Raw genomic sequence first — 14,610 nt, forward strand, 5'->3', positions numbered from 1 at the left:
TTTGATGTCGTTTTTCAGGAGCCTGAGTTGGTTTCTCATGACCGATGACCAAGATAGATCTCGTGTCACCTTTTCCCGATTTGAGAGGAGTATATGACCACAGTATTAGTAGTTGAAGATAGCTTGACAGACATGAAACTCATGACTTATTACCTACAACAGGCAGGCTTAGCTGTGGTTAGTGCTAATAGCGGTGAAGAAGCTCAGGAAAAACTGCATTCGCACAAGCCAAACTTGATCATTCTTGATGTCGTCCTGCCGGGTCAAAGTGGGTTTGAACTGTGCCGAGAAATTAAAACCGACCCGCACACTAGCGAAATCCCGGTAGTCATTTGTTCCACAAAAGATACTGATGTGGACAAAATGTGGGCCAATATGTTGGGTGCGGACGCCTACTTGCCAAAACCGGTAGAGGAGACAGAACTGCTGCGTACAATTAGACAACTAATTAAGTAGTCATTATTTCAAGGCCAAGCCAATCCAAAATCCTGGCATCCAAAATCCAAAATCCTTGCATCGGGTGACCGATGCCCAATGCCCAATTAACAAAAATTATGATTGATTCTGTAAAAAAAGGTTCTGCACTTGCTCGCGTTGCTTCTCCTCCCAAAGCCCCAGTTTCATCAGAGGATGAAAAGTTTTTACGCTTTCAGCTAGGAACAGAGGGTAAAGCTTTGCTACCTCTTAACATTATCTATCAAGTGATGCGAGTACCTGGGTCTGAAATTCTGCCAGTTCCGCAAATGCCTACTTGCGTTTTGGGTATTTACAATTGGCGCGGGGAGATGTTGTGGTTGGTGGATATCGGTCAGCTGGTGGGATTTCCGACCTTGTGGGAACCTTCTGCTGGTAAAGGGGGAGTTGGAGGGGATCTCATGACGATCGCTATCCAAGTTAACGATCGGTCTCTGGGATTAGTCGTGCCCCAAATAAACGATATCGAATTGCACGATAGCCAACAAATGCAAGTTCCTTCTATGGGATTATTTGCTCCTGAAGTAATGCCCTATTTGCAAGGTTATTTAATTACCGAAAATAGCGAAGTTTTGATGGTACTGAATGGGGAGGCGATCGCACAGGCTCCCCTTTGGCAAATGCACAGAATAAATGGCGAATTGTAAATTTCAGAAAAAAATTAAATCGAAAATAGATTTAAAATTATAAATCTGAGATTTGCAATTTAATTGGTCGCTACATTGCTAATTCATTTAAGTTTACAGAGGTTGAATCGATGACTGCGTACTACCAAACTAACCAGAACGAACAAGAAAATAATGGGAATAAAGGCGAGCGAAACCAGGGAAACGGTAGCTCGCCTATAAAAATAATTGCGACAGCATTCGGAAGTTTAAAATCAGACTTAGAAAAGACAGTAGTATGGAAAACTCCGGACATCCAAAATAAAGTGCTGCGAATGGAAAGTCTAGTGGCTAACGTGGAACACAAATTTAAAGCCACTTGGGATGCAGCCGTGCAGGCACAATTTAAAAATGAAAGAGATAAAGTATTTGCGATCGCATCTGGAATTCGCCAAGCTAAAGACTGGGATGCCAAGCTGAAAACGGCTGCGATCGAAGTACGCAAACACCTACAAGCAGATCGAGTACTGATCTATCGCTTCAACGGCGATAGCTTTGGTGTAGTCGTAGCGGAGGCGATCGATCGAGAATTGACTCCATCTCTAGGCCAAAGTCTTGCCAGCAGTAGTTTTGGAGGTGAGCGAGCCTCCGATTATTTAAATCGGCAAGTTGTGGCAATTGACGACATTTCTGCCAGCGAAATTACCCTTTCTCAAATGCAGTTGCGGGAAAATCTGCAAGTAAAAGCAAGTTTGAGCGTACCGCTGCTGATGGATGAAAAAGTCTGGGGTTTGCTAGTAGTTCAACAATGCAATTCATCGCGTCATTGGCTGGAAACAGAAATCAACTTAGTTTATCAAATTGGCACAGAACTTGCCCATCTCCTGCAACCATATGAGTTCCGCTTGCAGCTACAACGCCAAGTAGAACAAGAACAAACGTTGAATAAAATAATCGCACGTATCCGGCAATCTCAGGAGTTGGACAGCTTATTCAAAGCAACGAGTCGGGAAGTTCGACAGTTACTAAATGCCGATCGCGTGGCGGTATTTCGTTTCTTCCCCGAACAAGGCTTTGACGAAGGAGAATTTATTTCTGAAGATGTGTTGCCAAGCTACACTTCCACAGTGGGATTGAAAGTACGCGACCATTTATTCGGACAAAACTTTGCTCCTCAATATCGGCAGGGTCGCATCCAAGCAGTTGCAGATATTCACAATTCGGGAATGTCCGAATGCCACGTCGAATTACTCGCGCAATTTCAAATCCGAGCTAACTTAATTGTGCCCCTGATCGACAAAGATGAACTGTGGGGATTGCTCTGCGTTCACCAGTGCAATGGCCCGCGTGAATGGCAAACTCATGAAATTGATTTTGCTAAGCGAATTGCCGCTCAGTTTGGGGTTGCCTTGGGACAAGCTAACTACCTGCAACAACTGAAAGATAAATCCGAGCAGTTAGCAGTTGTAGCGGAACGGGAGAAAAACTTTATTCAGATTATCGGTAAAGTTGGACAATCGATCGCCGATAAGATTCAGCACTCCCAAGATATCGACACAACTTTTAAAACAACTACTCAACAAATCCGACGCTTGCTGAATGCAGACCGAGTGGTAGTTTATCGCTTTAATGCTAATTGGGGCGGTACTTTCGTAGCCGAATCAGTCGCTACTGGCTGGACATCTTTACTCAACAATCATTCAGATGATAACCACTACGTAGACGATATTGTTGATTATGGCGGTACACTACAACGAAAGGGAGTAAAATTCCGAGTTACGGATAGCTATTTGCAGCAAACTCGTGGAGGTCATCGCCACGAACGCCACAATTTTGTAGTTGATGATGTCTCTAAAGCGGGTTTTCCAGATTGCTACGTGGAACTTTTAGAGCAATTTGAAGCCAAAGCTTATGTGCTTGTGCCGATTTTTGCGGGGGAAACGCTTTGGGGTTTGTTAGGTGCGTATCAAAATACAGGTTCTCGTCATTGGGAAGAATCTGAAATAAATTTGCTGACTCAAATTGGCACCCAATTGGGAGTGGCTTTGCTGCAAAGCGAGAGTCTCAAACAATTGCGAGTAAAATCAGAAAAACTGACTGAAATCGCACAACGGGAGCAAACGCTAACTAAAGTTATTGACAAGATTCGGCAGTCGCTAGATGTGAATGCGATCTTCAGGACAACAACGCAAGAAATGCGTCAGTTGCTGAATTGCGAGCGCGTCGCTGTTTATCAATTCCAACCCGATTGGAGTGGTATTTTCATCGCCGAATCGGTAGGCGGTAGCTGGACAAAATGGGTAGGCCCGGACATCACAACTGTTTGGGAAGATAGCCACTTGCAAGAAACCCAAGGCGGTCGCTATCGTAAAAATGAAAGGTTTGCCGTTGAGGATATTTATTCCAAAGCTCACGATGTCACTAAGATCGGTCTTTCGCGCTGTCACGTCGAAATGTTGCAGCATTTTGAAATCAAAGCTTATATTATTGTGCCGATTTTTCTTGGCGATACGCTTTGGGGTTTGCTAGCTGCTTATCAACACTCAGATGTGCGTCACTGGGAAGATGCAGAAGTGAATTTGCTGGCCCAAGTGGGTATCCAAATGGGTGTGGCTTTGCGACAAGCAAAATATGTGGAACAAGTGAAGGAGCAATCCGAGCAATTAGCGGCGGCGGCGAAACGGGAGAAAGAAGCAAAAGAGCAGTTACAACAACGAGCAATTCAGTTGTTGAGTGCGATTCAGCCGACTTTAAAGGGCGATTTGACGGTGCGGGTTCCGATTACAACTGATGAAGTGGGAACGATCGCAGATGCTTACAATAACATCATCCAGAGCTTACGTAAAATCCTCGTGCAGGTGCAAACTGCCACTGGAAAAGTGCAGCAAACTTCTCAAGTTAGCGGCGTGTCTATTGGAGAGTTGTCTCAGCAAGCGCAGCATCAGTTTAAGCAACTTACCCAGGCGCTTCAACAAGTGAAGGCGATGGTAGATTCTACCCAAGCAGTGTCAACAAACGCGCAACAAGTGGAAGTTGCGGTACAGCAAGCTAACCAAACTGTACGCCAAGGGGATGCAGCGATGAACCGCACGGTGGAAGAAATTATCACCATTCGCGAGACTGTGGCGACAACAGGTAAGAAAATTAAACGTTTGAGTGAATCATCGCAAAAAATCTCCAAAGCGGTGAATTTGATTCGCGATTTGGCTACGCAAACTAACTTGCTGGCTTTGAATGCGGCGATCGAAGCTACGAGAGCGGGAGAATACGGTAAGGGATTTGCTGTGGTAGCGGATGAAGTCCGCAGTTTGGCGCGTCAGTCGGCGACAGCAACTACTGAAATCGAGCAGTTGGTGCAGGAAATTCAATCAGAAACTGGTGAAGTTGTAGTGGCGATGGACACTGGTATTCAACAGGTGGTGCAAGGTACTCATTTGGTGAATGAAACTCGTCAAAGTTTGAATGCAATTGTGAGCGCTACGGCACAAATTCAGCAGTTGGTGGAAAAGATTACCCAGGCAACTCAGCTGCAAACTCAACAATCGCAATCGGTGACAGCAACGATGACGAGTGTGGCGGCGATCGCTAACAAAACTTCTGAGGATTCTCTGAATATTTCTGCTTCGTTCAAAGAGTTAGTAGCAATGGCAGAAGAGTTGCAGGCTAGTGTAGGCAGATTTAAAGTCAGCTAATTTTAGATTTTAGATTGCAGATTTCAAATTTAAGGGATTAATTAATCTGCAATCTGAAATTTTAAATGTAAAATTGGCAATTTATCAGGGGTATATATGAACCGAGAACAGATGAAAACACGAACTAAGGAGTTTGCCAAACGGGTAATTAACTTGTGCAGGAAACTTCCGGAAACCAGAGAAGGGCAGCTTATTGGCAATCAACTATTCAGATCGGGAACTTCAGTAGGTGCTAATTATCGCGCTGCTTGTCGAGGGCGATCGAGGGCTGAATTTATTGCCAAACTCGGTATTGTTTTGGAAGAAGCTGATGAATCTTTATACTGGCTGGAAATACTGGCAGAAACTGAAATTGTCAAGCCTGAACTTTTGATGTCGCTTATGAGCGAGACTAAAGAACTTGTGGCTATCTTTGTCGCTAGTCTCAATACAGCCAAAGGCAAAGTGTAAAATAGCCAATTTAAGATTTAAGATGGCAGATTGAATAAATTTGCTATCTGCCATCTCAAACTCTTACTTAAATTTGAAATCTGAAATCTCAAATTTTAAATTAATATGAGCCTTGATACCAATATCCGCGAACAGGGTTATCAGTATTTTGTTGCAGAAGCACCGGAACTTTTGCAGGCGATCGAACAAGATTTGCTGACTTTGCGAGAAGATTACAGCCTTGTTAAAGTGCATAGCTTAATGAGGACAACCCATACCCTTAAAGGTGCGGCTGCCAATATGGGGCTGGAGACGATTAAAACGATCGCTCACCATTTGGAGGATGTATTTAAAGTTCTATATAGCCCCGATTTGTCGATCGATACAGAATTAGAAACGCTGTTAATTGAAGGGTATGAGTGTTTGCGCTTTCCTTTGATGGCGGAAATACAAGGCGGTTATATAAATGACAATGAAGTTTTGGATCGGGCAGTTTATGTATTTGCCCAATTGCAAGAAAAATTGGGAGATTATTTTGCTCGCGAAACGCATATTCCTACTTCGGTGGAGTTAGGATTTGATATTACTCAATCTATTTTTGAAGTGGGTGTTAAACAAAGACTGGAAGAATTGGTAAATCTTTTAAATAATTCTCAACCTTGGCAGGTAGAGCCAGCTTTGCGAGAGCAAGCAGAAATTTTTGTAGGTTTGGCGGAATCTTTAAATTTACCGGGGTTTGGTGCGATCGCGCAAAAAACGATCGCTGCTTTAGAGCTTCATCCAAAACAAGCAAGTAATATTGCCAAGGTAGCTATAACTGATTTTTGGCAAGCCTGGTCAGCGGTGATGGCGGGCGATCGCACTCGTGGTGGAGAGCCTTCTTTTACCTTACAACAGCTAGCCGGGACAATTTTACCAGTAAAAGTGGCGATCGAGGTAGGAGAGGATAGGAGGGGCGGCGCAGAAGAACAGGAAGAATTTGTTTTTTCGGAGTCCGATTCCGAATTTTCTAGCTTTATAGATGAAGCAGAAAATTTTGTTGAAATAGATGATTATGTTGATTTACCAGCCTCAGATTTAGATCTCAGCTTAGAAGAAGTTTTTGGCAGTTTGGTTGCCGATACAATAGCTCAAAGTACTGAAATTAGCCCAATCGCAAAACAGACGGCGAATGTCACGGCTGCCAATGTAGCAGAGGTGGATGAAAGTACGGAAGATGGGGAAAATTATCAACGCATAGTTACTAAATCCCAAATCCCAAATCCCAAACCTGTTTCTCCATCTGTACGAGTTGATTTAGATCTGCTAAAAAGCCTGAGTCACTTAGCAGGGGAACTGCTGATCAATCAAAATCGCCTAGCTAATATTGCCGAGCAAATTCAAGACTCGGTTGGGCGATCGCGCTTGCGGTTGCGACGACACCAGCAAACAATGAGCGAACTGCGCGACTGGTGCGATGAAATATCGATCGCCCAGGAGCGACAAAATGCCAAATTGCAGATTCCCGACTTTAAATTACCAAATGGAGAAGCAAAACTTCTTTCTGCGATCTTAAATCTCAAATCTGAAATTAACTCTAACTTCGATTCCTTAGAGTTGGATCGCTACAGCGAACTTCACGTACTTTTGCAATCAGCCATAGAAGAAATTGTCCAACTAGAAGAATCTACAGATTCTACCGATATATTGGCACGACAATCAAGCCAAATTATTGAAAAACAGCGACGCCTGTTGAATAACGTGCAAGATAACATGAGAGAGGCACAAATGTTGCCTGTTGGGGAAATTTTCAGTCGCTTTCCTCGACTCTTGCAACAACTGACGACAGCTCATCGCAAACCAGTAGAACTGACGCTGCGGGGTACAGATGTGCTGGTGGATAGGGCGTTAGCAGAAAAGCTGTACGACCCGTTACTGCACTTAGTTCGCAATGCCTTCGATCACGGGATCGAAGCACCTCAAATTCGCGCTCATAGAGGCAAACCAGAAACAGGTAACATTGAAATTCGTGCCTATCATCAGGGCAATCAAACAATTATTGAAGTCAGCGATGACGGTCAGGGGCTGGACTTAGATCGGATTCGGCGGCGTGCGATCGAACTGCAATGGATGTCTGCGGAACAAGCTAATAAATTGTCTGAAAATGCCGTGTTAGATTTGTTGTTTGAACCGGGATTTTCTACCGTATCGCAACTGAGCGATCTTTCCGGTCGCGGCATTGGTTTAAATGTTGTACGTTCCCAAATGCAGGCGCTTTACGGATCGGTTTTAGTACGCTCGGAACCGGAGAATGGCACAACATTTTCTCTGCAATTTCCGCTAACTTTAACAATGGGGAAATTGATGGTTTGTGAGGTAGGTGGTGCTGTGTATGCCTTGCTATCGGATGCTATTGAACAGATAATTATCCCCAAATCAGAGCAAATTCAAAAATTAGAAGGTCAAAAAGTATTGCGCTGGAGTAGGGGCGAGTCTCAAGTTATGGTGCCTGTGTACAATATGGCCGAATTGCTGGGCTACAGTTACCATTCTCAAGCACCGGGTTACACTCCTCTGCTGCTGCTACGCCGACATCAAGAACTTTTGGGGTTGGAAGTCGATCAAATTTTGGGCGAACAAGAACTGGTGATTAGACCTTTAGGTAAAGCGATCGCACCTCCCAGCTATGTCTACGGTGGCAGTACCCTTGCTGACGGTCGCCTCACACTTGTGATTGACGGTACTGCGTTGGTCGATCGCTTGTTTAATCAATTAACAGTAAAATTGCAGATTTCCGATCTAAAATTGCCAATCGATAACAAAAATCCTACGTTCAATCTGCAATCTGAAACTTCAAATTTGAAATTAAAGCCATCTGCGATCTCTCCTCTTCTTCTTCCTCGTTCTCCCTCTGCTTCTATCGCCTCTTCTTCTCCTAAAATTTTGGTAGTAGATGATTCGATTAGCGTGCGTCAAACGTTAGCATTGCTCCTGCAAAGAGCGGGTTACCAAGTGCTACAAGCACAGAACGGTCGAGAGGCACTACAGCAAATGCAACAAAATCGAGGTATTCAATTAGTCATTTGCGATATTGAAATGCCTGTGGTGAATGGTTTTGAATTTTTAAACAATTGCAGTCAAGACCCAGATTTAGCTAAAGTGCCTGTGCTTATGTTAACTTCTCGCCAAGGTGAAAAATATCGGCTTATATGCTTAGAAATGGGGGCTGTGGGCTACTTTACCAAGCCCTATCGCAACGACGAACTTTTGGGTGCGATCGCTGACTGGCTCGCTCAAAAAGCTCCCGCTGCCATCACTTTCTAAGAGAGTCAAAAATGCGAACAAGGGGGAAAAGGAAAAAGGGGAAAAACCCTTTCTCCTTTTCTCCCTTTTACGCTTTTTCCGAACCTGTGTCAGCAACCCAGTTTCTAGCATTACTTGACTGAGGCTCTAGCAGCCTAGCATTTAAGAATTTCTTCACAAGTAGATGACATACTTTGACGATCGAGTTGCCGCCAAAGATGGTAACATCATCAGGGTGGCTTATCGCTCGGCAGCAGTAACTTGCTGCCATTACCCAAAGCGATTACCTAAGATAATCCCAACAGTTGCCGCCTAAAAGCAAAAAACAATGATAATTTCAGATTTAAATTTGAAATTTATCGAAATCATTTAGTAAAGTATCTAACGGCAATTCCTTATGCTTGGACTCAAGCGCTTAAGTATTAAAGCAAAAGTTCAAATCATGCTCCTGATAGTGAGTATGATTTCCATACTGGTGATTGGCTACCTGGGCTGGAGTTGGGCAAGGGCTGAGCTGAGAGAGACTCTCTTCGATCATTTGGCCAGTATCCGTAGCGCCAAAGCTTATCAGCTAGAATCCTACTTTACCAACTTAAAGCACCACCTGGAGACTCTGTGTGAGGATCGGATGGTAGTGACAGCAATGAAGGAGTTCAATGAGGCATACGACGAACTCAACCAAAAAAGTATTCCTGCGGAGTGGGATAAAGCAATTGAAACATATTACAGCAAGGAATTTTTACCTCGGCTGTCTAAAAACATTCTGGGAACACCCAACTTTGAAACCTACGCGCCACAAAGTCCAGCAGCTCGATATCTCCAATATCACTACATTGCCCATAACCCGCATCCGGTGGGAGAAAAAGATGCTTTGCAGAATGCGGGAGACGATAGCAAGTACAGCAATATTCATACCCAGTACCACAAGCTATTTCGGGACATCATCAAAAAGTTTGGCTACTACGATCTCTTCCTGATCGATCCGAAAAACGGGGAAATTGTCTACTCAGTTGATAAAGAGACGGATTTTGCCACAAATCTGAGTGAGGGCCCTTACAGTCGCAGCAATTTAGGGAATGCGATCGCATCTGTGCAGGATAATCCCGATCGCGACGCGATTACAGTAGTCGATTTCCAATTCTATCGCGCCTCCTATGGGGCACCTGCGGCATTTATCGCTGGCCCGATTTTAGACGGTTCCCAGTTGGTCGGCATTCTCGCCGTGCAAATGCCGGTGGATGAGATTAACGACATCGTAACAGGGCATCGCCAGTGGCAGGGTCTGGGGAAAACAGGAGAAACCTATCTGGTGGGTTCGGATTTTCTGATGCGATCTTCTTCCCGCTTTTCGATCGAAAAGCCGGAGGACTACAAGGCAACTTTGCGTGCTAGGGGTACAAAAGAAGAGACGATTCAACTCATTAGTAATATCGGCACTTCTATCCTGTTGCAGAAGATCGACACCAAGGCAGCAAAAGCGGTCATCAAACATGGTGAAGGTAGCAAAATCACTCAAGACTATCGCGGTATTAAGGTACTCAGTTCCTACTCGCGCCTCAATCTACCCGGCTTAGACTGGGCAATTGTGTCGGAAATAGATATCGCTGAAGCCTATAAATCTCTTTATTCGCTGCAAAGTTACCTGTTTACCTCAACCGTAATCCTCGTGTTGGTGGTAACTTTTGTGGCTGGTGTAGCCGCCGCCAAATTTGTCAAACCGATCAAAGCGATGGTGGAAGCATCTGAGAAAGTAGCTGCGGGAGAAGCAGACGTTGAACTGGTGGTGGATACGCAAGATGAGTACAAAGATTTGGCAGATATCTTTAACCAAATAATTAAAGGCTTTCGCCAGCAAAATCACGAAGTCGAACAGAAATATCGCCAAAGCGAGAGCTTGTTATCGAAATTATTGCCCAAGACGGTAGCCGATCGACTCAAGAAAGGCGAAAAAGAAATTAACGACTCGATTCCACAAGCGACGGTGATGTTTGCCAGCATAACTGGCTTAAGGAAGTTAGAAGCAGATAAGGGTGTTAAAGCAGTTGCAGAACAACTCAACGAATTGATCGATTCCCTCGATGAACTTACCGATCGCTACGATGTAGAAAAATTAAAGGTCGCCTGCGATCGCTACATTGCCATTTGCGGACTCACCAAACCCCGTCTCGATCACGAAAAACGAATGATGGATTTTGCCTTGAAGGCACTCGACATTACGCAAGGCATTAATAACCGACTTAATACCAGGCTGGGTCTCGGCATTGGTATTCATGCAGGCAGAGTGACGGCAGGCATCATCGGTACGCAAAAGTTTTCTTACGATTTGTGGGGAGAGACGGTAGTAATCGCCAGTTACCTGAATACTCAAGCTGAAGCCAACGCGATTGTAGTTACCCAATCAGTGCGCGATCGCTTGGGCGATTCATACGAATTTGAACATGGAAAAGCGATCGATGTGGAAGGTAACAGACTAAATACCTGGGTGTTGAGGAAGAGAGCGCTGACAGATCTAATCGGTGCGCTTACAGGTGGTTTAGATCTCGATGCTTTTGATGAATTTAACGACGGTGATGATATAAAACCAAACAAGCCGATCGAACCACCAAAATCAACGATTAACCAATTTACTAGCAGTTTCGGTGTGGCTGCGTTTGACGACGTTACAAAAGACGACGTACAAACAACCGCTCCCTCAGTAAATAAAACTACTTCTTCACCGACATCAAGTTTCGGTCAACTGACTGGCGATTTAGGTATTGATGATTTTGATGATATTCAAGATGAGAAAAGCGATGCGCTCGCCGATAGCAAAACTACTTCTTCACCGACATCAAGTTTCGGTCAACTTACCAGCGATTTAGGTATTGATGATTTTGATGACATTCAAGATGAGAAAAGTGATGCGCTCACCGATAAGCAAACTGCTGAAGTAACCACATCAAGTTTCGGTCAACTGACTGGCGATTTAGGTATTGATGATTTTGATGACATTCAAGATGAGAAAAGTGATGCGCTCGCAGATAGCAAAACTGCTGAAGTAACCACATCAAGTTTCGGTCAACTGACTGGCGATTTAGGTATTGATGATTTTGATGGCATTCAAGATGAGAAAAGCGATGCGCTCGCCGATAGCAAAACTGCTGAAGTAACCACATCAAGTTTCGGTCAACTGACTGGCGATTTAGGTATTGATGATTTTGATGACATTCAAGATGAGAAAAGCGATGCGCTCGCCGATAGGCAAACTGCTGAAGTAACCACATCAAGTTTCGGTCAACTGACTGGCGATTTAGGTATTGATGATTTTGATGACATTCAAGATGACAAAAATGATGCTTTAAGCGCGAGCGAAACCGTTGAATCACCCACATCGGAGATTAGCTCGCTAGCTAGTGATTTAGAGCCAAATGAGGTCGAGGATATTGCAGATGAAGATATTCAAACAACAGTTCTACCACTGGAGCAAACCGTTGCATCATCCACATCGGAGATTAGCTCGCTAGCTAGTGATTTAGAGCCAAATGAGGTCGAGGATATTGCAGATGAAGATATTCAAACAACAGTTCTACCACTAGAGCAAACCGTTGCATCATCCACATCAACGATTGAGTCGATCGCTAGCGATGAATTAGAGCGCAATGAGTTCGAGGATATTGCGGATGATGATTTACAAACAACGACTCATTCAGGAGAACAAACGAGTGAATTGTCTGCTTCAATGATGGAATCGATCGCTAATGATGTCGAGCAAATCGATTGGGATGACATCAAAGAAGAGTCAGTTAAAACAACGGCTCAGCCACTATTACAGACAGGTGAATTGCCCGCGTCAATGATGGAATCTATCTCTAGCGATCGATTCGAGTCAAATGAAGTCGAAGAAATGGCAGATGAAAATAGTCAAATAACCGATCGGACAGCAGAACAAACAGGTGGATTACCTACGTCAATAATTAAGAAACTTCGCCAAGATTTACGACAAAACCAGTCAGTGTCGGAGGAAATTAAAGATGAGAAGGTAGAACCAACCAGGATTGCCGATCCTTCTGATACAAAAAGTTTTATTACTGAAAGCTTCCTGCAAAATGTTTTAAGGGAAGCATCCCAGCATAAAGCTTGGCTGAAATATCAGTCTGAATTGTCATCAACAACACCAGAAAAGCACTTAAATATTAGGCAAATTGCTAGCAATTTTCGTCGTCAAGAAGGAAACAATTCGGAGGAAAATAAAAATGAAGACCTACAAACAAATGCTACACAAGAAAATCAGACCAATGAAACACCCACATCGACGAGCGAGCAACTACCTAGCGATTTAGGTCAGAATGAATTGGATGATAAAAAAGATGATGACGTAAAAATAACCGAATGAAAAACTGCATTCAAGGATTAGTTAAGAGTGGTTAACAGTCAGAAGTCAGCAATAATCAACTGCTGAATTATAGCTACTGACAGGCAAGCTCACCTATTGACTACAAGGTAGTGTTTAATATCTAATTAACAGAAAGGTTAATCGCGGTAATGGAAAAATCGAATTTAATCTGGGGACTGGTATTAATTGTCGGATTTCCCATCCTGAGCATCATTCTGGGAGAAGGACGCGAATACCTAGCAAAGCGAGAAAATCCACTCGCAAACTTTTTTAACAACATCCGCGTGTTTATCTTGCCGCTTCTAGCAATTGTGCTGGTAATGGCGCAACTTTTGGAGTTCAAAGCTACTGGTCTCCCGCTAGAAATTGCGGAAACCGTGTTAGGTTTTGCGGCAATTTACACCATACTTTCATTAGTAAATGTGGTACTAACAGATGGAAAAAAGCAGCAATTCTGGCAGATTCTGGTTCCCAGTTTGTTATTTCAAGTAACCCGCATTTCTGTTGTGCTGGGAGTTGTGGCTTATCTGCTGGCAGATGTCTGGCAAGTTGACCTGAGTCAAGTTTTCGCTGCTTTAGGAGTAGGTTCGCTGGTGATTGCGTTAGCGCTGCAAGATACGCTGAGTAACCTGGTTTCTGGTTTTCTGCTTATTTTTGAGTCTCCCTTTAAGATAGGTGACTGGATTAAGGTAGATGAGCAAGAGGGAGAAGTGCTGGAAATTAACTGGCGTGCTGTTCGCTTAAAGACAAGAGAAAGAGATGTTGTGATTATCCCTAATGGAGTGCTGGGTCAAAATATTATTTACAACTATACACTGCTAGATCCGTTGCACGCCGATCGCGTAGTTTTAAACTTTTCTAATCAAGAGCCGCCCAACCGAGTTAAGCAAATATTACTAGAAGCGGTGCTTTCGGTTGAGGGCGTTATGTCTCATCCAGAGCCGGAAATTCGACCGATCAAATTTTCAGAAGTTATGGCTGAATACGAAGTCGAGTACTACATAGCAAAGTTTGCCCGTAGTGAGGAAATTCGCGGTCAGTTCATGACAAATGTTTATTACGCCGCCAAACGCAATAATCTAGATAGTCCCATACCGGCGCAAAAGCATTACTTGCTCACCCGCAAGGATTTGCAATCCCATGATGATTCTCACGAAATCGCAGAAACTTTGCTGTCTCTCTCTTCTTTTAGCTTTCTAGAGCGGGAAACCGTCACTCAACTAGCTCAAGGTGCAACTTTAAAATACTACGGTGTTAAGGAACGGATTGTTCGGGAGGGAAACTTCGATACCGGGCTTTATATCATTGTCAATGGCGGCGTCAGCCTTTCCGTGACCGATGTTAACAAACAAAAACAAGAAATCGCCCGCCTATCAACTGGGGAGTTTTTTGGTGAAAATGTGCTGCTACGAGGAGAACCGAGTCCAGTTTCAGTCAGCGTTACGAATGATTTAAAGGCGATTTTGATTCAAGGTGATGCGGTGTTTGACCTAGCACAGCGATATCCCAGGTTCGCCTCGGAAATGAACCGATTTATTGAAGAAAGGAAGAAATTGGCACGTTTAGGTCAAGGTAAGACCGAAATACCTAGCAATGAGCTAGCTTTGACAGGAAACGGGCTAGGGCTAGGGGCTAGGGGCTAGGGGCTAGGGGCTAGGGGAAGAGGGAGAGGGAGAGGGAAAAGGGAAAAGGGAAAAGGGAAAAGGGAAAAGGGAAAATATTAATTCCCCCGCTCCCCCGCTCCCCCGCTCCCCCC

The 14,610-nt window shown here is 44.0% G+C and carries 8 protein-coding genes; 7 read left to right on the top strand and 1 reads right to left on the bottom strand.

Annotation, left to right across the window (positions count from 1 at the left end; translation table 11 throughout):
• The first annotated feature begins 93 nt into the window (after positions 1-93).
• From H6G03_RS16650 to H6G03_RS16670, 5 genes are all read left to right on the top strand, one after another.
• Entirely contained in the window at positions 94-456 is a 363-nt protein-coding gene (locus H6G03_RS16650; protein WP_190465626.1) for a response regulator transcription factor, read from the top strand.
• 98 nt (positions 457-554) lie between these two features.
• Positions 555-1,121 (top strand): chemotaxis protein CheW, encoded by a 567-nt coding sequence (locus H6G03_RS16655; RefSeq protein ID WP_190465628.1) that lies wholly within the window; start codon positions 555-557, stop codon positions 1,119-1,121.
• Positions 1,122-1,231: 110 nt separating this feature from the next.
• Complete coding sequence (locus H6G03_RS16660; protein ID WP_190465630.1) at positions 1,232-4,771, top strand: GAF domain-containing protein; 3,540 nt, start codon at positions 1,232-1,234, stop codon at positions 4,769-4,771.
• 111 nt (positions 4,772-4,882) lie between these two features.
• The gene (locus H6G03_RS16665; protein WP_242056860.1) at positions 4,883-5,221 is read left to right on the top strand and encodes a four helix bundle protein; all 339 of its coding nucleotides are present in this window, start codon (positions 4,883-4,885) and stop codon (positions 5,219-5,221) included.
• A gap of 105 nt (positions 5,222-5,326) precedes the next feature.
• Positions 5,327-8,503, top strand: a complete 3,177-nt coding sequence (locus H6G03_RS16670) for a hybrid sensor histidine kinase/response regulator (protein WP_190465634.1) — start codon at positions 5,327-5,329, stop codon at positions 8,501-8,503.
• 67 nt (positions 8,504-8,570) lie between these two features.
• On the opposite strand, the gene H6G03_RS16675 is transcribed toward H6G03_RS16670, so the two are convergent.
• The gene (locus H6G03_RS16675) at positions 8,571-8,753 is read right to left on the bottom strand and encodes a hypothetical protein (RefSeq protein WP_190465636.1); all 183 of its coding nucleotides are present in this window, start codon (positions 8,751-8,753) and stop codon (positions 8,571-8,573) included.
• 171 nt (positions 8,754-8,924) lie between these two features.
• On the opposite strand from H6G03_RS16675, the gene H6G03_RS16680 reads away from it, so the two are divergent.
• Both H6G03_RS16680 and H6G03_RS16685 read left to right on the top strand, forming a co-directional pair.
• Positions 8,925-12,854, top strand: a complete 3,930-nt coding sequence (locus H6G03_RS16680; RefSeq protein WP_206756635.1) for an adenylate/guanylate cyclase domain-containing protein — start codon at positions 8,925-8,927, stop codon at positions 12,852-12,854.
• Between the two features lie 149 nt (positions 12,855-13,003).
• A complete protein-coding gene (locus H6G03_RS16685) occupies positions 13,004-14,497 on the top strand; it encodes a mechanosensitive ion channel family protein (RefSeq protein ID WP_190465639.1) in 1,494 nt (497 codons plus the stop codon).
• The last annotated feature ends 113 nt before the right edge of the window (positions 14,498-14,610 follow it).

Origin of the sequence: Aerosakkonema funiforme FACHB-1375, assembly GCF_014696265.1 — a bacterium.
GTDB lineage: Bacteria > Cyanobacteriota > Cyanobacteriia > Cyanobacteriales > Aerosakkonemataceae > Aerosakkonema > Aerosakkonema funiforme_A.

Bases quoted from the DNA above. Each gene is read 5' to 3' on its own strand.
- H6G03_RS16650 (WP_190465626.1), top strand. From the start codon at position 94: ATGACCACAGTATTAGTAGTTGAAGATAGCTTGACAGACATGAAACTC.
- H6G03_RS16680 (WP_206756635.1), top strand. From the start codon at position 8,925: ATGCTCCTGATAGTGAGTATGATTTCCATACTGGTGATTGGCTACCTG.
- H6G03_RS16675 (WP_190465636.1), bottom strand. From the start codon at position 8,753: ATGGCAGCAAGTTACTGCTGCCGAGCGATAAGCCACCCTGATGATGTT.
- H6G03_RS16660 (WP_190465630.1), top strand. From the start codon at position 1,232: ATGACTGCGTACTACCAAACTAACCAGAACGAACAAGAAAATAATGGG.
- H6G03_RS16665 (WP_242056860.1), top strand. From the start codon at position 4,883: ATGAAAACACGAACTAAGGAGTTTGCCAAACGGGTAATTAACTTGTGC.
- H6G03_RS16685 (WP_190465639.1), top strand. From the start codon at position 13,004: ATGGAAAAATCGAATTTAATCTGGGGACTGGTATTAATTGTCGGATTT.
- H6G03_RS16670 (WP_190465634.1), top strand. From the start codon at position 5,327: ATGAGCCTTGATACCAATATCCGCGAACAGGGTTATCAGTATTTTGTT.
- H6G03_RS16655 (WP_190465628.1), top strand. From the start codon at position 555: ATGATTGATTCTGTAAAAAAAGGTTCTGCACTTGCTCGCGTTGCTTCT.